Genomic DNA, 20025 nt, shown 5'->3' on the forward strand with positions numbered 1-20025 from the left:
GACGGTGTGGTCCGAGTGCGTCGGCACAGCGGACGAGGAAGGCCCCCGGGTGGCCGAAGCCGTCCGGGGGCCTGGTGAGGGGGCAGGCGGGCCGCCGCGAGGTCAGACCGTCTCGGGCACCGATGCCTTCGCCGTGGCCGGGTCGTCGCCGTCGGCCGGGGCGTCGGCCGCCTTCGGGCCCGCGCCCTTGAGCGGGACCTCCTTGACGAACAGGGCCGCGACCAGCGCGAACACGGCCACCACCGAGCCCAGCAGGAACGCTCCGTGCGTACCGGACGACACCGCGTGCTGGTAGGCCTCGCGCGCCGCGTCCGGCAGCTTGGCCAGCCTCGCCGCGTCCAGCTGCGCCGACTGCTCGGTCACCTTGGAGCCCAGCGCCCCGGCCCGCTCGGCCATGACGTCCTGGACGCGGTGGTTGAACAGCGCGCCCATGATGGCGACGCCGAAGGACGAGCCGAGGGTGCGCAGGAGCGTGGTGGACGAGGACGCCACGCCCATGTCCTTCATCTCCACGCTGTTCTGCGCCACCAGCATGGTGATCTGCATCAGGCAGCCCATGCCGAGACCGACCACGGCCATGTAGAGGCCGGAGGTGAGGCGGCTGGTGCCGGTGTCCATCAGCGACAGCAGGAACAGCCCGACGGTCATCAGCGCGCTGCCGGCCACGGGGAAGACCTTGTAGCGGCCGGTGCTCGTGGTCACCCGCCCGGCGACCATCGAGGTGACGAGCATCGCGCCCAGCATCGGCAGCAGCAGCAGCCCGGAGTTGGTGGCCGAGGCGCCCTGCACCGCCTGCTGGTACAGCGGCAGGAAGAGGGTGGCGCCGAACATCACGAAGCCGGTGACGAAGCCGATGAGGGACATCAGCGTGAAGTTGCGGCTGCGGAAGATGTGCGGCGGCACGATCGGCTCGGTGGCCCTGGTCTGCCAGAACACGAAGCCGACCAGGGCGGCGACCCCGATGCCGATCAGCTCCATGATGCGCGCGGAGGTCCAGGCGTACTCCGTGCCGCCCCAGGTGGTCACCAGCACGATCGCGGTGATGCCGACGGTCAGCAGCGCGGCGCCCAGATAGTCGATGCGCGCGTCGCTGCGCTTCTTCGGCAGGTGCAGTACGGCGCTGATGGCGACCAGCGCGACCGCGCCGAGCGGCAGGTTGATGTAGAAGGCCCAGCGCCAGCCCCAGTGGTCGGTGATGGTGCCGCCGACCAGCGGTCCGCCGATCATCGCGAGCGCCATGACGCCGGCCATCATGCCCTGGTACTTGCCGCGCTCCCGCGGCGGGATCAGGTCGCCGATGATCGCCATGACGCCGACCATCAGACCGCCGGCACCGAGGCCCTGGACGGCACGGAAGCCGATGAGCTGGCCCATGTCCTGGGCCATGCCGCTGAGCGCCGAGCCGGCCAGGAAGATCACGATGGAGGTCATGAACGAGCCCTTGCGCCCGTACATGTCGCCGATCTTGCCCCACAGCGGGGTGGACGCGGCGGTGGCGAGGGTATAGGAGGTCACCACCCACGACAGGTGTTCCAGACCGCCCAGCTCACCGACGATCGTCGGCATCGCCGTGCCGATGATCATGTTGTCGAGCATCGCGAGCATCATCGCGATCATGAGTGCGAGCAGGACCACCCGCACGCTCCTCGGCTGTTTCCCGCCCTCGGCGTCGACGGCCCTGCCCGTCGGTGTGTCCGACATCGCTGCCACTCCCCCAGCTACCGCTGCACTTCAGCTACTTACTTGCCGACCGGCAAGTTGACTACACTGAGGAAGGTAGACGCGTAACTAGCCGGGCGTCAAGTAAGTTTTCCGGAACGTGCGCGGAGCGGGAGGTGCGTAGGAGGATGGGCGGCACGATGGACAGCACCAAGCAGCAGCGACGCCGCGGGGACACCCGCCAGCGCATCCAGGACGTGGCGCTCGGGCTCTTCGCCGAGCAGGGCTACGAGAAGACCTCGCTCCGCGAGATCGCCGAGCGCCTCGACGTCACCAAGGCGGCGCTGTACTACCACTTCAAGACCAAGGAAGAGATCCTCGTCAGCATCTTCGAGGACCTCACGCGGCCGATCGAGGACCTGATCGAGTGGGGCCGGCTCCAGCCGCACACGCTGGAGACCAAGCAGGAGATCGTCCGCCGCTACAGCGAGGTGCTCTCGGGCGCGGCACCGCTCTTCCGCTTCATGCAGGAGAACCAGGCCGCGATCCGGGAGCTGCGCATCGGGGAGATGTTCAAGACGCGCATGCTGGGCCTGCGGGACATCCTCATAGACCCGGAAGCGGACCTGGTCGACCAGGTCCGCTGTGTCAGTGCGATGTTCACGCTGCACGCCGGGATGTTCGTCCTCCAGGACATGGAGAGCGACCCCGAGAAGCGGCGCGAGGCCGTGCTCGAGGTCGCCACCGACCTGGTGGTCCAGGCGCACCGGGGAGCCGGAAGCTCCTGACCGGCCGCGTTCGGCCGGCCGGGACCCGATGGTCCCGGCCGGCCGGTCACGTCATGCTCAGACGGTCACGCCGTGGCCGCGCAGGAAGGCGACCGGGTCGACGGCGGAGCCGTAGTTCGGGGTCGTGCGGATCTCGAAGTGCAGGTGCGGACCGCTGGAGTTACCGGTGTTGCCGGACTTGGCGATGTGCTGGCCGGTCTTCACGACCTGGCCGATCTTCACGTCGATCCGCGACAGGTGGGCGTACTGGGAGTACGTACCGTTGCCGTGCTTGATGACGATGGCGTTGCCGTAGGCGGGGCCGTCACCGGCGCCGTTGCCGCCGGCCTTGACGACGGTGCCGCCGTGGGCGGCCATGACGTTGGTGCCGATCGGCACGGCGAAGTCCTGGCCGCTGTGCTTGTGCGCCCACATGCCACCGTTCTGGGCGAACTTGGCGCTGAGCGCGTACTTCTTCACCGGGTCCACCCAGGAGGCCGCCTTCTTCTTGGCGGCGACCTTCTTGGCGCTCGCGGCGGCCTTCTCGGCCTTCGCCGCCTTGGCCTGCGCCGCGGCCTGCGCCTCGACGGCGTTCGCGACGGTGGAGGTACCGGAAGCCGCCGTGGTGCCACTGGCGGCCGCGACCCCTGCTCCCAGCGCGACCGAGGCTCCGAGACCGGCGGCCATCACGGCGGCGCGGGTGCGGACGGTGGTCGTACGGGAAGAGCGGGACGTGACACGCGAGAACATTCGAACCTCATGGGGACGGGAACACAGGAACGCCCCTCGGCGGATGCGCAGGCACTCACCGGGCGGGCTCCACCTTGGTAACCCGCCGGGCCATACCAGCACAAAGGTGTGATCTACGACCACATCTAGTACTTCACCACGAAACTTACCGAGCTATGACAGAGCCTCCATAACGGACAGAACCAGCTCAGAGCCCTGCAAACAGGCCACCCCTTCGGGGAGATATGTCTGTTTTCGCAGTTCCTGCGCTTTCCACTATTCCTCGTAGTACCGGGCAAATCGCCTGTGCGGCATGTCACCGGCGGCCCCGGTGGAGGAGGTGGTGAATGTGACCCGGGCTACTCCGCTCCGGCCCGACACACCCCTCGCGCAAGGGTGTTGAAGCACCCCGAATCGTGGCCGAGGCCACACCGATCGGGGCCTTCACGTGCCACTACTCGCCGGTAACCCAATCGTTGCCGTCCCGCCACTTGTCCGGGCGAACATGCACGCGTCAATTTTGTGCCGTCAGGCATCCGCGCAGGCATGAGAGGACCCCACCCCCCATGACCAAACAGAACGGACGGACCGGACAGGCCGGGCGGGCGAGACGGACCGGGCACACCTGGAAGCGGGCCCTCGGCGCCGCCACGGTCACCGGTGCCGCACTCGCGATGGCCGTCACACCGGCCGAGGCGGCCCCCGCCACGGTCGCCACGACGTCCGCGGCCGCTGCCACGGCCGCTTCCACGGCCGTCGACTATGCCACCTGGCAGCGGGACTGCCGGGCCGTGATGGACCAGGCCCTGCCGTACCTGAAGGAGCGCATCGCCGACGCCGCTCCCGGCGAGAAGCAGGCGATCGTCCTCGACATCGACAACACCTCCCTGGAGACCGACTTCGGCTTCCGCTACCCGCAGCCCGCCAACCGCCCGGTGCTGGAGGCCGCCCGGTACGCACAGGAGCACGGTGTCGCACTGTTCTTCGTGACCGCCCGCCCGGGCATCGTCGGGGCGCCCACCGAGTGGAACCTCGACCACGCCGGCTACGAGTCCTCCGGCCTCTACGTCCGCGGCTTCCTCGACCTGTTCCGCGACGTCGCCGAGTACAAGACCGCGCAGCGCGCCGACATCGAGTCGAAGGGCTACACGATCATCGCCAACATCGGCAACACGCCCACCGACCTGTCGGGCGGCCACGCCGAGAGGGCCTTCAAATTGCCGGACTACGACGGCCAGTTGTCCTGACCCCCGGATAGGCTCCCCTCGACGACCGACCACGGGGGTGGCGCATGGAACCGGCGGTACTCGGCGGGAAGTTGGCGTCCGGCCTGGTCGCCCCGCTGGTGAAGAAGCTGTTCGTGACGGGCGGCCCCGGCGCCGGACTGACCGACAAGCCGGTCCGGCTGGACCGCCTCGTCTCCTTCCGGGGCGAGCGCCGCCGCCTCGGCGAGGCGGAGGTGCGGGGGCTCGCCGGGCGGCTGGTCGGGGCGGCCCTGGACTCCCCCGGCGAGCCGCCCTTCCCCCGCGACGAGGCGGACGCCGTCACCGAGGCCCTGACGGCCCGTCTGCTCGCCCTCGGCGACCTCGACATGGACGACGTCCAGGCGGTCCGGCTGGGCCACCGGGAGCTGGCCGCCCGGCTGCGGCGACACGCTCCGGGAGCGGGTGACGGGCTGTCGGCCGACGCCGGCCACTTCCTCGACTCCGCGACGGAGTGGGCCTGCCTGCACATCCTGGAGTTCTTCACCCGGCGCTCGACCTTCGTCGCGCGGACGCTGGTGGAGCAGACCCGCGCCCAGGCGGAACTGATCGCCAAGGTGAACGAGCTGATCGCCCGCACGCCCCGCCCCGACGCCCGCGACACCGCGTTCGAGCGCCGCTACCTCCCCTACGTCGCCGAGCGCCACAACCACCTCACCATCTACGGCCTCGACCTCCGCGACTCCCCCGACCGCTGGCCCCTCGAAGTCGCGTACCTGAGCCTGGAGGCGACCACCGACGGGGAACCCGGCCGGGACACCGTGCCCGGTGAGAACGCACCGGCCCGCGCCGTACGGATGCCCGCCGACGCGGCGCTCGACAAGGAACCCCGTGTGCTGCTGCGCGGCGACGCGGGCTCCGGCAAGACGACCCTGGTGCAGTGGCTGGCGGTGACCGCGGCCCGGGAGGGCACGCGCATCCCGTTCGTCCTCCCCCTGCGCACCCTGATCCGCACCGGCCCCCTGCCGGCCCCGTCCGCCTTCCTCGGCGCGGTCGGCTGCCCGCTGTCCCCGCCGGACGGCTGGGCCGAACGCGTCCTGACGGCGGGCCGCGCACTGGTCATGGTCGACGGCCTGGACGAGATCCCGCAGGCCGACCGCCACGCCACCCGGGACTGGCTGGGCGGCCTCCTCCACGCCTACCCCGGCAACCACTGGCTGCTGACCACCCGGCCCACCGCCGTACGCGCCGACTGGCTCGCCCAGGAACGCTTCGGGGAGCTCTCCCTCGCGCCGATGGGCCGGGCGGAGGTCGCCACCTTCGTCCACCGCTGGCACGAGGCCGCCCGCGCCCCCGAGTACGAGCGGCGGCTGCTGGACTCCGTGCGCACCAAGCGCGACCTTTCCCGCCTCGTCACCAACCCGCTGATGTGCGGCCTCATCTGCGCCCTGCACCGCGAACGCCGCGGCTATCTGCCCACCGGCCGCAAGGAGCTGTACGACGCGGCCCTCACCATGCTCCTCGCCCGCCGGGACCGCGAACGGGGCATGGGCGCCGTGGACGGCCCGGAGCCGGGCGAGGAGGCCCGGCTCGAACTGCTGCAGCGCATCGCCTACGCCCTCGTCCTCAGCGGCCGGCAGGAGATGACGCTGGAGACGGCCGAGGGCATCGTGGACCGGGCCCTGCCCGCCCTCGGCTCCGTCCCCGGGCAGCGGGACGCCGCCGCGGTGCTGAGGGCCCTGCTGCTGCGCAGCGGCGTACTGCGCCGCCCGGCCGAAGGCATCCTGGACTTCGTCCACCGCACCTTCCAGGACTACCTGGCGGCCCGGTACGCGGTCGAGGAGGGCCACCTCGGCGTGCTCACCGGCCGTGCCGAGGACACCGAGTGGGAGGACGTCATCCGCATGGCCGTGGCCCACGCCCGGCCCCGCGAACGCGTCTCCGTACTCAGGGAGCTGCTGGGCAGGGACGATCCCCGGCTCACCCTGCTGGCGCTGGCCTGCCTGGAGCACGCCGCGGCCCTGGATCCGGCGGTACGGGCGGAGGTGGAGGACCGGGCCGCCGCGCTGATCCCGCCGCGTACGGCCGAGGCCGCCCGGGAGCTGGCGGGTGCGGGGCCGCTGGTGCTGGAGCTGCTGCCGGGACCGGAGGGCCTGTCGGCCGAGGAGGCGCTGGGCGTCACGGTCACCGCCTCGGTCCTGGGCGGCGAGGAACCCGACGGCGCCCTCACCGTCCTGCGCCGCTTCCGGGACCATCCCGACCTCGACGTGCGGCGGCAGCTCGTGGGCACGTGGCACCGCTTCGACGCCGAGGAGTACGCGGCCGAGGTCCTGGACCACCTGGACCGGGCGGAGCTCGTCCTCGCCTGTGACACGCCCGAGCAGCTCTCGGCGCTCGCCGGAATGCGTCCGTGGAACAGGCTGAGCGTCTCGGGGAGGTACTCGGCGGAGGACCTCGCGGCCCGGGTGCCCGAGCCCTCGGCGGTGACCGAGCTGACCCTCGCCGACAACCCGCTGCTGACGGACCTGGACGCCCTGGGCCGCTTCACCTCGCTGAGGCGGCTGGCGTACTACAGGTGCCCGAACGCACGCGGCCTGGACCGGCTGGCGGGGCTCGGCCTGACCGAGCTCGTCCTCGGCGCCGACACCGACCCCTCGGGGATCCGGTCCCTCACATCCCTGACCCTGCTCTCGCTGACGCCGGACCTGCCGGGCGCCGGGCTCACCGAGGCACTGCCCGCCGACGCCCCGCTGAGCTTCCTCTACCTGGGCGACACGTGCACGGAGCCGGGCGGGCTGCTGGGCCTCGGCCACTGGAGGACGCTGCAGACCCTCAGTCTCGGCGCCCTGACCACAGAGCTGACGGACGACGACTGGCGGGAGGTCGCCTCCCTGCCCGCGCTCACCCACCTGTACCTGAACGCGGCGATCCTCCGGGAGGTGCCGGCCTCCATCGGCCGTATGCCCGAGCTGCCGGGCGTCGAGGTGCTGATGGTCCACGACATGGAGGGCACCGAACACCTCGCGGCGCTCGCGGCCCGGCTGCCGGGCCTGCACCGGGTGACCCTCGCGAACCGCCTCGGCCACTCCTTCCCCACGTCCGGCTTCCATCCGCTCTTCCCCGGCGCGGAAGTGGTCCTGAACGAACGCTGACCGGGCATGCGAAAGGGGCTGCCCCGGGACCGGAGTCCCGGGGCAGCCCCTTTCTCGGCTCAGCCGCGGAGGGCTACGCCTCCTTGCTCAGGTTCGGGCCGGCGCCGCCGGCCGCCTGCTCGATCGGGGGAACGTCGGGAAGGGCCGACTTCTCCTCACCCCGGAAGGTGAAGGTCTTGGTCTCGCCCTCGCCCTCGGTGTCCACGACCACGATGTGACCGGGGCGCAGCTCGCCGAAGAGGATCTTCTCCGACAGCGAGTCCTCGATCTCGCGCTGGATGGTCCGGCGCAGCGGCCGGGCGCCCAGCACGGGGTCGTAGCCCTTCTTGGACAGCAGCTCCTTGGCGGACTGGGAGAGCTCGATGCCCATGTCCCGGTCCTTCAGGCGCTCGTCCACCTTGCCGATCATCAGGTCGACGATCGCGAGGATGTCGTCCTGGGTCAGCTGCGGGAAGACGACCACGTCGTCGACGCGGTTGAGGAACTCGGGACGGAAGTGCTGCTTGAGCTCGTCCGACACCTTGTTCTTCATGCGCTCGTAGTTGGTCTTCGTGTCGCCCGCGGCGGCGAAGCCCAGGTTGAAGCCCTTGGAGATGTCCCGGGTGCCGAGGTTGGTCGTCATGATGATGACCGTGTTCTTGAAGTCCACGACCCGGCCCTGCGAGTCGGTCAGGCGACCGTCCTCCAAGATCTGCAGCAGCGAGTTGAAGATGTCCGGGTGAGCCTTCTCGACCTCGTCGAAGAGGACGACCGAGAACGGCTTGCGGCGCACCTTCTCCGTCAGCTGACCGCCCTCCTCGTAGCCCACGTAACCGGGGGGCGAACCGAAGAGACGGGAGACCGTGTGCTTCTCGCTGAACTCCGACATGTCGAGGGAGATCAGCGCGTCCTCGTCACCGAAGAGGAACTCGGCGAGCGCCTTGGACAGCTCGGTCTTACCGACACCGGACGGGCCGGCGAAGATGAACGAGCCACCCGGACGCTTCGGGTCCTTCAGACCGGCACGCGTACGGCGGATCGCCTTCGAGAGCGCCTTGACGGCGTCCTTCTGGCCGATGACCCGCTTGTGGAGCTCGTCCTCCATGCGCAGCAGGCGGGACGACTCCTCCTCCGTGAGCTTGAAGACCGGGATGCCGGTGGCGGTCGCGAGGACCTCGGCGATCAGCTCGCCGTCGACCTCGGCGACGACGTCCATGTCGCCGGCCTTCCACTCCTTCTCCCGCTTGGCCTTGGCGGCCAGGAGCTGCTTCTCCTTGTCGCGCAGGGAAGCGGCCTTCTCGAAGTCCTGCGAGTCGATCGCGGACTCCTTGTCGCGGCGGACGCCGGCGATCTTCTCGTCGAACTCGCGGAGGTCCGGCGGCGCGGTCATCCGGCGGATGCGCATCCGGGAACCGGCCTCGTCGATCAGGTCGATCGCCTTGTCCGGCAGGAAGCGGTCCGAGATGTAGCGGTCGGCCAGCGTCGCGGCCTGGACGAGGGCCTCGTCCGTGATGGAGACGCGGTGGTGCGCCTCGTACCGGTCGCGCAGACCCTTGAGGATCTCGATCGTGTGCGGCAGCGACGGCTCCGCGACCTGGATCGGCTGGAAGCGGCGCTCGAGGGCCGCGTCCTTCTCCAGGTGCTTGCGGTACTCGTCCAGCGTGGTCGCACCGATGGTCTGGAGCTCACCGCGGGCCAGCATCGGCTTCAGGATCGAGGCGGCGTCGATGGCGCCCTCGGCGGCACCCGCACCGACCAGCGTGTGCAGCTCGTCGATGAACAGGATGATGTCGCCGCGGGTGCGGATCTCCTTGAGCACCTTCTTCAGGCGCTCCTCGAAGTCACCGCGGTAGCGGGAGCCGGCGACCAGCGCGCCCAGGTCCAGGGTGTAGAGGTGCTTGTCCTTGAGGGTCTCGGGCACCTCGCCCTTGACGATGGCCTGCGCGAGGCCCTCGACGACGGCGGTCTTGCCGACGCCGGGCTCACCGATCAGGACCGGGTTGTTCTTGGTGCGGCGGGACAGCACCTGCATGACCCGCTCGATCTCCTTCTCGCGCCCGATGACCGGGTCGAGCTTGGACTCACGAGCGGCCTGGGTGAGGTTCCGGCCGAACTGGTCGAGGACCAGGGACGTCGAGGGGGTGCCCTCGGCAGGCCCGCCGGCGGTGGCGGTCTCCTTGCCCTGGTAACCGGAGAGCAGCTGGATGACCTGCTGCCGCACCCGGTTCAGATCTGCGCCCAGCTTGACCAGGACCTGGGCGGCGACGCCCTCGCCCTCGCGGATCAGGCCGAGCAGGATGTGCTCCGTGCCGATGTAGTTGTGGCCCAGCTGAAGCGCCTCGCGGAGCGACAGCTCCAGCACCTTCTTGGCACGGGGGGTGAAGGGGATGTGACCCGACGGGGCCTGCTGGCCCTGCCCGATGATCTCCTCCACCTGCTGGCGGACCGCCTCGAGCGAAATCCCGAGGCTCTCAAGGGCCTTGGCGGCGACACCCTCACCCTCGTGGATCAGGCCCAGGAGGATGTGCTCGGTGCCGATGTAGTTGTGGTTGAGCATCCGGGCTTCTTCCTGAGCCAGGACGACAACCCGCCGCGCGCGGTCGGTGAACCTCTCGAACATCGTTAATCGCTCCTCAGAGCGGTCAGGCAGTGGGGGGAACTTCCCCTCCCTGTCCTTCCGCAGCTTAGTCCCGCAAGCGGGGACCGCTCATTCCAACTGCCGACACCGTCGATGGCCTCCTGACCCCTGACGCCGACATCTGCCACAACCCGATGGTGCGAGACGATGTTCCCGCAGGCCAGGCACTTACCCCGCTCGCCAGTACGCCCATGGCGAACGTGAGACGGCCCATTCTGCGTGTCGCCCCCTCCCACTAGGGATGTCTTACCCGCTGGGACTGACACTCCATGCCGCGCGCACCGGTTCCCTCCGCTACGGGCGAACAACCTTGCGCCTCCCCACACCCCCGCGCGCCCCTTCGTCCGCGACCCGGCGCGTTCGTACGGACACCCAGCGTAACCCGAGTGCCTTTTCGACGGTTGCACGTGGCATGGCTGGCGTCCGGTCCACGACCCCCGCGGTGCCGTCCCCCCGTCGGCCGCCCGACGGAAGCGGGGCATGGGAGCGGGTGCGGTCCTGGTACGAGGGCGGACTGGGCTGGCCGACGGCCCCCGGAACCCCCGTACGGCTTCGCACGGGCGTCCGTTTCGACGTCCTCGACGTGCCGGCCGAGGCCGGTCACGCGGCACTGCGGCGCCGGGAACACGGCTCTCCGGTGGCCCTCCGGGGCGAGCGGATGCTGCTGCTGGTGGCTGTGGGCGGCGCGGACGAACTGCCCGGGCTGCTGGAGTGGCTGGAGTGGGGCTCCCTGGCGCTCGACCTGCGGGCGGTCGGCACGGGCGGTCTCGTGGAGGCGCCCCTGCCCCCGGAGCCCGGACCGGCCGGACCGTCGTCGCCGCCGGGCCCTGACGCTTCGCAGGGGGCCGCCGTGTGGCTGCGGCCCCCTGGGACGGGGAGCGAGGTCGATGCCTCGCTGCCGACGCTGTCGGCCCCGGGGGGCGCAGGGACGGCCCCCGATCTCGCACGGCTGGTGCACACGCTGGCGACGCAAGTCCACCGGCTCCGGCTCTCCCGGCCGTCACGCTGAGGGCGAGCGGGCCCCTGGCGGGCGGGCCGGAACGCGCGGGCCCGGTCGGTGGCGCGGGCCGGGCGATCAGCCGTTGGCCTCTTCGTACGCCTGCCGAATCGCCGCGGGGACGCGGCCGCGGTCGTTGACGTCGTGACCGTTCGCCTTCGCCCAGGCGCGGATCGCCGCGGTGTCCTGGCTGCCGCCCGAGGAAGCGCGCGCCTTGCCGCGGCCGCCCGAAGCGCGACCGCCGGTCCGGCGTCCGCCCTTCACGTAAGGGTCGAGAAGACCACGGAGCTTGTCCGCATTGGCGGTGGTGAGATCGATCTCGTAGGTCTTGCCGTCCAGCGCGAACGTCACAGTCTCGTCCGCCTCGCCGCCGTCGAGGTCATCGACAAGAAGGACCTGAACCTTCTGTGCCACCGGATTTCCTTTCATCGATAACTTGAGGGGCGGGGGTCCGCCGGCGTCCGCCGTATCGCCGTCCCTTGTTATATGCAGTACTGCAGTACGCCGGAAAGCAAACCGCTTTTGCCGGAAAAACACAAACCCCCGGTGGGAACCCGTAGGCGCCACGGTCCGGAAAGGTGCGCGTTTCGGACATAGGGAACCGGCGTACGGTCCGTGGGCGCAATAAACCTGGCGGAGGGTTGCGGATGCGGATGGGGATGACGGTTGCCGTTCCGGATCGCGGCGGGTCGGCTCTCGGCAGCCGTTCACAGATGCCGCCGTTCACAGATGCAGAAGCATCCGGCTGTTGCCCAAGGTGTTCGGTTTCACCCGTTCGAGACCGAGGAACTCCGCGACGCCCTCGTCATAGGAACGCAGCAGCTCGGCGTAGACATCCGTGTCGACGGGTGTCTCTCCGATCTCCACGAAGCCGTGCTTGACGAAGAAGTCCACTTCGAAGGTGAGACAGAAAACGCGGCGAACACCCAGCCGGCGTGCGGTCTCCAGCAACTTCTCCAGCAACCGATGTCCGACACCGGCGCCCTTCAGGCCCGGCTTCACCGCGAGAGTCCGCACTTCCGCGAGGTCTTCCCACATCACGTGCAGGGCGCCACAGCCGACCACCTCGGCGTTGTCGTCCCGTTCCGCGACCCAGAACTCCTGGATGCTCTCGTAAAGCGTCACCATCGCTTTGTCGAGCAGGATGCGGTCACGGACGTACTCGTCGAGGAGCCGGCGTACGGCCGGGACATCGCTGGTGCGGGCCCGCCGGACGGTGATGGCATTTGACATGTGTGGACGCTATCGCTCGCCGGTGTCCGCCACCGAGCCGGGTCCCGGAGCGGGTGTTTCCGGCCCCTGCACGATGCGGATGGCGTCCCTGAGTGCCTGGCGCTGTTCCTCGCTCATCATGCCGAAGAAGGCGATGAGAGCGGCGGCGGGGTTGTCGCTCTGCGACCACGCGTCGTTCATCAGGGCGGCGGCGTAGGCGGCGCGGGTGGAGACCGCCTCATATCGATAGGCCCGGCCTTCCGCCTCGCGGCGCACCCAGCCCTTCTGATGGAGATTGTCCAGGACGGTCATGACGGTGGTGTACGCGATCGACCGTTCCTGTTGGAGATCTTCCAGGACTTCTCGAACGGTCACCGGGCGGTTCCACTTCCACACCCGCGTCATGACCGCGTCTTCGAGTTCTCCCAAGGGGCGAGGCACGCTCACGACAATAGTGGGGAAACCGGTCGATCGCGTGCGGGACGTGCGCGTTCACTCGCTTTCATGGGCGAGTGGGGGCGAAAAGGGCGTACGGCCCCTCGGTGCGCGGGCACGGAGGAGCCGTACGGGGCCTTCGCCGGGGTGGTGGCGCGGGCGGCGTGGAGGTGGGGCGGGAGGTCAGGCTTCCGGGTTCGCCGCCGCCCGGCGGGCGCCCTCCGCCCGTGCGAGGGCGGCGTCGACGGCCGCGTCCTCCTTGGTCTTGCTGGCTCCGCCCTGGGTCTTCACGATCACCCTGACGACGCCGATGAACAGGGCCGCCATGACGACCGGGGGCAGAAGCGCGGAGACGTAGTCCATGGATCCAGAGTAGCCAGGGCCCGTCAGCCGGCGGCGAGGTGGTGCCGGGAGCCGGCGGGGGGCGGGGTCGGCTTGCGGCGGGGGAAGACCTCGCCGGGGGTGGGGACGGGGCGTTTCGGGGTGGCCGGGGCGGGACCGGGGGCCGGCTTCTGCGCGGGCTTCGCGCCGGGCCGGGCGGCCTGGTCCTGGCCCGCACGGCGGCCGCCGGGGAGGGCGAGGAGGCGGGTGCGCGCGGCGGGGACGGTGGGGGTGGCGGCGGCGATGACGGTGGCGGCGGCCGGGGGTGCGCAGCGGGCCAGCAGGCCGGCGGCGGCGGGGTTGCCGCGGAGTGCCCTGAGTGCGGCGAGGTCGTCCGCGACGGGGTGGTGGCCGGCGCTGAGGGCCTCGTCCAGGAGGGTGAGGTAGCCGGTGATGCTGCCGGGGAGGGCGGCGCGGTACCGGGCGAGGTCGGCCAGCAGGAAGTCGCGCAGCCGGGCGCTCTCTCCCATCGCCTCGTCGAGCGACTTCGCGAGGCGGAGACAGTCCTGGACGTCCTCGCCCGAGGCGGGGCTGGGGTTCAGGGCGAGGGCGAGGGCGCGCCGGAGCACACGCAGCTCCTGGGCGCCGAACGCCATGCCGCCTCGGGATCCGTATGGCGTGGGCATGCGGCGACGATACGCGCTAATCGGACAAATTTTACATAGGGGGTGGGTGTGGCGTGGTGGGCCACTCGTATGCGTGGGCCTCCGGCGGTGGGGGCGGGCGATGCGGGTTGGGTGGGGTGCGGGATGCCTGCGGCGGCCCGCGCGGGGTCGGTGGGGGTGCGGGATGCCTGCGGCGGCCTGTGCGGGGACGGTGGGGGTGCGCGTAGCGCGGTGCGTGGTCTGTGGGTCGGGGCCGGGCCGGGGGGTGTCCGTCCTCGGAACGGCGCGGAATCGGTCGGCCGCAGAAGTGGTCGGCGCGGACGCGCCAACCGCTGCGGGCGGACACCCCCCGACCCGTCCCCTTCCCGCCGTACGCGGCTGTCGGCCGTCCCGCTCCGCCCTCCCGCTACGCCGTCCCGGCCGCGGGCCGCCGCGCCGCTCGCCCTCGGCTGCGGGCCGTCGCGCCGCTCGCCCCAGCTGCGGGCAGTCGTGCCTCCCCCAGTGCCTGAACGGCCTGGGAGGTGCCCCCAGGGCGGCACGGGTGGGCGCAGCGGCAACCCGTAGCGCCGGGCCACGCGATCCACCCCCCGGACCACCACAGCGCCAGGCCCCTACATCCGGGACACGTTGCGTTCGTAGACCAGTCGGAGGCCCATCAGCGTGAGCCACGGCTCGTGTTCGTCGATGACCGACGACTCGCCCAGGACCATCGGCGCCAGACCCCCCGTGGCGATGACCGTCACGTCGTCGGGGTCCGTGGCCAGCTCGCGGGCCATGCGGTTGACGACCCCGTCGACCTGGCCCGCGAAGCCGTAGACGATGCCGGACTGCATCGCCTCGACCGTGTTCTTGCCGATCACGCTGCGCGGACGCGCCACCTCGATCTTGCGGAGCTGCGCGCCCTTGACGCCGAGCGCCTCGACGGAGATCTCGATGCCGGGGGCGATGACCCCGCCGACGTACTCCCCGCGCGCGCTCACCGCGTCGAACGTCGTCGCCGTGCCGAAGTCCACGACGATCGCCGGGCCGCCGTAGAGCTCGACCGCGGCGACCGCGTTGATGATGCGGTCGGCGCCGACCTCCTTGGGGTGGTCGGTGAGGATCGGGACGCCGGTCTTGACGCCCGGTTCGACCAGGACCGCGGGGACGTCGCCGTAGTAGCGGCGGGTGACCTCGCGCAGTTCGTGCAGGACCGAGGGGACGGTCGCGCAGATGGCGATGCCGTCGATGCCGTCGCCCAGCTCGTCGCCGAGGAGCGGGTGCATGCCCATCAGGCCCTGGAGGAGGACCGCCAGCTCGTCGGCCGTGCGGCGCGAGTCCGTGGAGATGCGCCAGTGCTCGACGATGTCCTCGCCGTCGAACAGGCCCAGGACGGTGTGGGTGTTGCCCACGTCGATGGTCAGCAGCATGCCTCTACTCCGCTTCCCGCAGGTCGAGGCCGATGTCCAGGATGGGGGAACTGTGGGTGAGGGCTCCCACGGCCAGGTAGTCGACGCCGGTGGCGGCGTACTCCTTGGCGTTGCCGAGGGTCAGGCGGCCCGAGGCCTCCAGGGCGGCCCGGCCGTCGACCAGCGCCACCGCCTCCTCGCACTCACCCGGCGTGAAGTTGTCCAGCAGGATCAGGTCGGCGCCGGCGTCCAGAACCTCGCGCAGCTGGTGCAGCGTGTCGACCTCGACCTCGATGGGGACGTCCGGGAAGCGCTCCCGGACCGCCTGGAAGGCCGCCGCCACGCCGCCGGCGGCGACCACGTGGTTGTCCTTGACCAGGGCCGCGTCCGACAGGGACATGCGGTGGTTGACGCCGCCGCCGCAGCGGACCGCGAACTTCTCCAGCGAGCGCAGGCCCGGAGTCGTCTTGCGGGTGTCCCGGACGCGGGTCCCGGTGCCCTCCAGGGCGTCCTCCCACGCGCGCGTGGCGGTCGCGATGCCCGACAGGCGGCACAGGAGATTGAGCGCGCTGCGCTCGGCGGTGAGCAGGTCGCGGGTGCGGGTGGTGACCGACAGGAGCTTCTGGCCGGGCTCCACCCGGTCGCCGTCCGCCACGTGCCGTTCCACTTCGAACTCGTCCGTGGCGACGATCGACAGGACCGCCTCGGCGACCCTGAGGCCCGCCACGACGCCGGCCTCGCGGGCGGTGAAGTCGGCGGTGGCCACCGCGTCCTCGGGGATGGTCGCGACCGTCGTCACGTCCACGCCGTGGGCCAGGTCCTCCTGGAGGGCGACGTTCGCGATGTCCTCGACCTCCACGGGGTCGAGGCCGGAGTCCAGCAGGAGCGCGGCGAGCGCGGGGTCGAGGCCGCACTCGAGGTAGGTCTCCGCGTCGGTGTCCGCGCCGCAGCCGCAGCCGTCGCCGCAGCCTCCGCCGGAGGCGAGGGGAAGGTCGGGGGTGTTCACTGTCGTCACTGCTCCTGGGGGCGCTGCGCCGGCCGGGGGCCGGAGGTGGTCGGGGGGAATTCTGGCGTGTCCGTGGTGTGCGCGGCGAGGGAGCGGTCCGGGTTCAGCCGTACGACGATGTGGCGGTGCCACCTCGTGTCGTCGCGGTCCGCGTGGTCCTCGCGCCAGTGGCAGCCCCGCGTCTCCTCGCGCCGGGCCGCCGCGGCCACCAGCACGCGGGCCACGCACAGGAGGTTCGTCGCCTCCCACGTGTCGACGCCCGGCTCGGCCGTCTTCCCGTTCTCGTACAGGGCGTCGCGGGCCTCGGTGTGCAGCCGGTGGAGCTGCTCGGCGGCGCGGGTGAGGGAGTCGGCGGAGCGCAGTACGCCGGCGCCCTCGGTCATGATCCGCTGGATGGCGAAACGGGCCTCCGGCGGGAGGAGGGGGTGCGCCGGGCGGTCCGCGTGCGGGAGCGGTGCCGGCACGCGCGCGCGGAGGGTGCCGTCCGCGTGGCTCGCCGCGACGTCGGCGGCGATGCGCTCGGCGTAGACCAGGCCCTCGAGGAGGGAGTTCGACGCGAGGCGGTTGGCGCCGTGCACGCCCGTGCAGGCGACCTCGCCGCACGCGTACAGGCCGGGGACCGTGGTGCGGCCCGAGGCGTCGGTGCGGACGCCCCCGGAGGCGTAGTGGGCGGCCGGGGCGACCGGGATCGGCTCGGTGACCGGGTCGATGCCGTGGGCGCGGCAGGCGGCGAGGATCGTGGGGAAGCGGTGCTCCCACATCTCGGCGCCGAAGTGGCGGGCGTCGAGGTACATGTGCTCGGCGCCCTTCTCCTGCATGCGGCGCGTGATCCCCTTGGCGACGATGTCCCGGGGTGCCAGTTCGGCCAGTTCGTGCTGTCCGAGCATGAAGCGCACGCCGTCCGCGTCCACCAGGTGGGCGCCTTCGCCGCGTACCGCCTCGGAGACCAGGGGCTGCTGGCCCTCCGCGTCCGGGCCGAGGAAGAGGACCGTGGGGTGGAACTGCACGAACTCCAGGTCGCTCACCTCGGCGCCCGCGCGCAGGGCGAGCGCCACGCCGTCGCCCGTGGAGACGGACGGGTTGGTCGTCGCCGAGAAGACCTGGCCCATGCCGCCGGTCGCCAGGACGACGGCCGGGGCGTGGACCGCTCCCACGCCGTCGTGCTGGCCCTCGCCCATCACGTGCAGGGTTACGCCCGCGGTCCGGCCCTCGGCGTCCGTGAGGAGGTCCAGGACCAGGGCGTTCTCGACCGTCCGGATCCCCCGCGCGCGGACCGCCTCGACCAGGGCGCGGGAGATCTCCGCGCCCGTGGCGTCGCCGCCCGCGTGGGCGATGCGCCGGCGGTGGTGGCCGCCCTCGCGGGTGAGGGCGAGTCCGCCCCCGGACGACTCGTCGAAGTGCGCACCGGCCGCGATGAGCCGGCGTACGGCGTCGGGGCCCTCGGTGACGAGGATGCGGACGGCCTCCGGGTCGCACAGGCCGGCGCCGGCCACCAGGGTGTCGTCGAGGTGCTGCTCGGGGGTGTCGCCCTCGCCGAGGGCGGCGGCGATGCCGCCCTGGGCCCAGCGGGTGGAGCCGTCGTCGAGGCGGGCCTTGGTGACGACGACCGTGGCCAGTCCCGCGGCCTCGCAGCGCAGCGCTGCGGTGAGGCCGGCGACGCCGGAGCCGACGACCACCACGTCCGCCGTGATGTCCCAGCCGGGCGCGGGGGCGTGCAGTCGTATGCCTGTGCTGGTCACGAGGCGGCTCCGAAGGTGAGGGGGACGTTGTCGATCAGCCGGGTGGCGCCGACCCGGGCGGCGACCGCGAGGACGGCCTCGCCGGTGTGGTCGTCGCCGATCTCGGTGAAGTCGGACGGGTCGACCAGGGCGAGGTAGTCCAGCCGCAGCGGCGGGTCGAAGCGGGCGGCGTCGTCCAGGACCAGGCGGGCGGCGGCGCGGACGGCCGTGGCGCCGCCCGGGGCGGAGGTGGCGACGGCGTGCGCGTCGGCCGCCGCGCGGGACTCGCCGAGGGCGCCGAGGGCCTCGGCACGCGCGCGCGTGGCGGGCACTTCGCGGGCCCGCGCGCGCAGCGCCTCCTGGGCCGCGTGCCGGTCGCGGCCGGCGAACAGGGCCTGGGAAAGGGCCAGGGCGGTGCGGCGCTCCTGGGGCGAGAGAAAGCGGTTGCGGCTGGAGAGGGCCAAACCGTCCTCCTCGCGCACGGTGGGCACGCCGACGATCTCCAGGCCGAAGTTCAGGTCGCGGACCATGCGGCGGATCAGGGCGAGCTGCTGGGCGTCCTTCTGGCCGTACAGGGCCAGGTCGGGGCGGGTGAGGTGGAGCAGCTTGGCGACGACGGTGAGCATGCCGTCGAAGTGGCCGGGGCGGGAGGCGCCCTCCAGGCGTTCGCCCATGGGGCCCGCCGTGACGCGGACCTGCGGCTCGCCGCCGGGGTAGACCTCCTCGACGGACGGGGCGAAGACGACGTCCGCGCCGGCCCGCTCGGCGATCCCCAGGTCGGCGTCCAGGGTGCGCGGGTAGCGGTCCAGGTCCTCCCCGGCGCCGAACTGGAGCGGGTTGACGAAGACGGTGACGACCACCTCGCCGTCCGGGCCGACGGTGCGCCGGGCCGTACGGATCAGGGTGGCGTGGCCCTCGTGCAGGGCGCCCATGGTCATCACGACGGCCCGGCGACCGTGCCGTACGCGCGCGTGCAGCTCGTCCGCGGTGCGCAGCAGGGTGGTGGTCATCGGGCGTCTCCCTCGGTGCCGTCGGTGCCGTCGGCCGGGCGGTTCCCGTCGGCGAGTACCCCGAGGAGGTCCTCGGCGAGTTCGGGCTTGAGCAGGCCGTGGTCCAGGGCGCGGTCGGCCGTCGCGCGGGCCATCGCCACGTAGCCGGCGACGGCCTGCGGGGCGTGGGCGCGCAGTTCCACGATGTGCGCGGCGACCGTGCCCGCGTCCCCGCGTGCGACGGGGCCGGTCAGGGCCGCGTCGCCGGACCGCAGGGCGTTGTCGAGGGCGGCGCCCAGCAGCGGGCCGAGCATCCGGTCGGGGGCCTCGACGCCGGCGGTGCGCAGCAGCTCGAGGGACTGGGCGACCAGGGTGACCAGGTGGTTCGCTCCGAGCGCGAGCGCCGCGTGGTACAGGGGGCGCCTGTCCTCGGCGATCCACTCGGGCTCGCCGCCCATCTCGATGACCAGGGCCTCCGCGGCCAGCCGCAGTTCCTCGGGCGCGGTGACGCCGAAGGAGCAGCCGGCCAGGCGCTGGACGTCCACCGGGGTGCCGGTGAAGGTCATCGCCGGGTGCAGGGCGAGCGGCAGGGCTCCGGCGCGCAGGGCGGGGTCCAGGACCTTGGCGCCGTACCGCCCCGAGGTGTGCGCGATCAGCTGGCCGGGGCGCACGGCGCCGGTCTCGGCGAGCCCCGTCACCAGGCCGGGCAGCGCGTCGTCGGGGACGGTCAGCAGCACCAGTTCGGCGTGCTGGAGGACCTCGGCGGGCGTCATGAGCGGCACGTCGGGGAGCAGGGCGGCGGCGCGCCGCCTGGAGGCGTCGGAGACCCCGGAGACGGCCACCGGACGGTGTCCGGCGAGCTGGAGGGACGCGGCCAGCGCGGGGCCCACCCGGCCGGCGCCGACGACGCCTACGGTGAGCCGCGCGGGGCGGTCCTTGGGGTCTGGCTGTGGGGTTGTGTTCACGCGACTGCGGCCTTCCCGTTCCAGTCCGCTCGGGGTACCGGACGATTTCTCGTCATGTTAACGCTATCGGTCCCGCGGGCGTCCGGTTGTCCACAGGCTGTGGGTTATCGCACGCGCCTCCGGGGAGCCGTCCGGCCCGGGGCCCGCACGGCCCGCACGCCCGCCCGCTCCGGGCGCGTGCCCGCCGGAAGCGGAAACCCCGG

17 protein-coding genes are annotated in these 20025 nt (G+C 71.9%); 4 read left to right on the top strand and 13 right to left on the bottom strand.

Going from position 1 to position 20025, the window contains the following annotated elements; genetic code table 11:
• Nucleotides 1-102 precede the first annotated feature (102 nt).
• A complete protein-coding gene (locus ACFWJB_RS00110; protein ID WP_386919236.1) occupies nt 103-1701 on the bottom strand; it encodes an MDR family MFS transporter in 1599 nt (532 codons plus the stop codon).
• A gap of 158 nt (nt 1702-1859) precedes the next feature.
• Here ACFWJB_RS00110 and ACFWJB_RS00115 point away from each other — a divergent pair, with 158 nt between their 5' ends.
• Nucleotides 1860-2447 (top strand): TetR/AcrR family transcriptional regulator, encoded by a 588-nt coding sequence (locus tag ACFWJB_RS00115; RefSeq protein WP_385465795.1) that lies wholly within the window; start codon nt 1860-1862, stop codon nt 2445-2447.
• 57 nt (nt 2448-2504) lie between these two features.
• On the opposite strand, the gene ACFWJB_RS00120 is transcribed toward ACFWJB_RS00115, so the two are convergent.
• A complete protein-coding gene (locus ACFWJB_RS00120) occupies nt 2505-3176 on the bottom strand; it encodes a M23 family metallopeptidase (protein WP_385465798.1) in 672 nt (223 codons plus the stop codon).
• Between the two features lie 545 nt (nt 3177-3721).
• Here ACFWJB_RS00120 and ACFWJB_RS00125 point away from each other — a divergent pair.
• Both ACFWJB_RS00125 and ACFWJB_RS00130 read left to right on the top strand, forming a co-directional pair.
• Nucleotides 3722-4402: an HAD family acid phosphatase gene (locus ACFWJB_RS00125; RefSeq protein WP_386919239.1), complete on the top strand. Its 681-nt coding sequence runs from the start codon at nt 3722-3724 to the stop codon at nt 4400-4402.
• Between the two features lie 44 nt (nt 4403-4446).
• A complete protein-coding gene (locus tag ACFWJB_RS00130; RefSeq protein ID WP_386919241.1) occupies nt 4447-7509 on the top strand; it encodes an NACHT domain-containing protein in 3063 nt (1020 codons plus the stop codon).
• Between the two features lie 73 nt (nt 7510-7582).
• Here the strand turns inward: ACFWJB_RS00130 and ACFWJB_RS00135 are convergent, their stop codons facing one another.
• Nucleotides 7583-10108, bottom strand: a complete 2526-nt coding sequence (locus ACFWJB_RS00135; protein WP_359399526.1) for an ATP-dependent Clp protease ATP-binding subunit — start codon at nt 10106-10108, stop codon at nt 7583-7585.
• A 430-nt stretch (nt 10109-10538) separates the two neighbouring features.
• Between ACFWJB_RS00135 and ACFWJB_RS00140 the strand changes: the two genes are divergently transcribed.
• A complete protein-coding gene (locus ACFWJB_RS00140; protein ID WP_386919243.1) occupies nt 10539-11135 on the top strand; it encodes an SCO3374 family protein in 597 nt (198 codons plus the stop codon).
• A gap of 66 nt (nt 11136-11201) precedes the next feature.
• Here the strand turns inward: ACFWJB_RS00140 and ACFWJB_RS00145 are convergent, their stop codons facing one another.
• From ACFWJB_RS00145 to ACFWJB_RS00190, 10 genes are all read right to left on the bottom strand, one after another.
• A complete protein-coding gene (locus ACFWJB_RS00145) occupies nt 11202-11537 on the bottom strand; it encodes an Lsr2 family protein (protein WP_385472339.1) in 336 nt (111 codons plus the stop codon).
• 309 nt (nt 11538-11846) lie between these two features.
• Nucleotides 11847-12356 (bottom strand): amino-acid N-acetyltransferase, encoded by a 510-nt coding sequence (locus ACFWJB_RS00150; protein ID WP_385472342.1) that lies wholly within the window; start codon nt 12354-12356, stop codon nt 11847-11849.
• Between the two features lie 9 nt (nt 12357-12365).
• Nucleotides 12366-12764, bottom strand: a complete 399-nt coding sequence (locus ACFWJB_RS00155; RefSeq protein WP_385472356.1) for a BlaI/MecI/CopY family transcriptional regulator — start codon at nt 12762-12764, stop codon at nt 12366-12368.
• A 189-nt stretch (nt 12765-12953) separates the two neighbouring features.
• Nucleotides 12954-13133, bottom strand: a complete 180-nt coding sequence (locus tag ACFWJB_RS00160) for a hypothetical protein (protein WP_386919246.1) — start codon at nt 13131-13133, stop codon at nt 12954-12956.
• A 23-nt stretch (nt 13134-13156) separates the two neighbouring features.
• The gene (locus tag ACFWJB_RS00165; RefSeq protein WP_385472358.1) at nt 13157-13747 is read right to left on the bottom strand and encodes a hypothetical protein; all 591 of its coding nucleotides are present in this window, start codon (nt 13745-13747) and stop codon (nt 13157-13159) included.
• A 620-nt stretch (nt 13748-14367) separates the two neighbouring features.
• Complete coding sequence (locus ACFWJB_RS00170) at nt 14368-15165, bottom strand: type III pantothenate kinase (protein WP_053134917.1); 798 nt, start codon at nt 15163-15165, stop codon at nt 14368-14370.
• 4 nt (nt 15166-15169) lie between these two features.
• Nucleotides 15170-16150: a carboxylating nicotinate-nucleotide diphosphorylase gene (gene nadC, locus ACFWJB_RS00175; RefSeq protein ID WP_385458921.1), complete on the bottom strand. Its 981-nt coding sequence runs from the start codon at nt 16148-16150 to the stop codon at nt 15170-15172.
• 5 nt (nt 16151-16155) lie between these two features.
• Nucleotides 16156-17889: an L-aspartate oxidase gene (locus tag ACFWJB_RS00180; RefSeq protein WP_386919248.1), complete on the bottom strand. Its 1734-nt coding sequence runs from the start codon at nt 17887-17889 to the stop codon at nt 16156-16158.
• Nucleotides 17886-18878: a pantoate--beta-alanine ligase gene (gene panC / locus ACFWJB_RS00185; RefSeq protein WP_385458797.1), complete on the bottom strand. Its 993-nt coding sequence runs from the start codon at nt 18876-18878 to the stop codon at nt 17886-17888. Before panC ends, ACFWJB_RS00180 begins: the two co-directional genes overlap by 4 nt.
• Nucleotides 18875-19822, bottom strand: a complete 948-nt coding sequence (locus tag ACFWJB_RS00190; protein ID WP_385458799.1) for a Rossmann-like and DUF2520 domain-containing protein — start codon at nt 19820-19822, stop codon at nt 18875-18877. Before ACFWJB_RS00190 ends, panC begins: the two co-directional genes overlap by 4 nt.
• Nucleotides 19823-20025: the final 203 nt, after the last annotated feature.

Origin of the sequence: Streptomyces sp. NPDC127100, from assembly GCF_042724095.1 — a bacterium.
Taxonomy (GTDB): Bacteria; Actinomycetota; Actinomycetes; order Streptomycetales; family Streptomycetaceae; genus Streptomyces.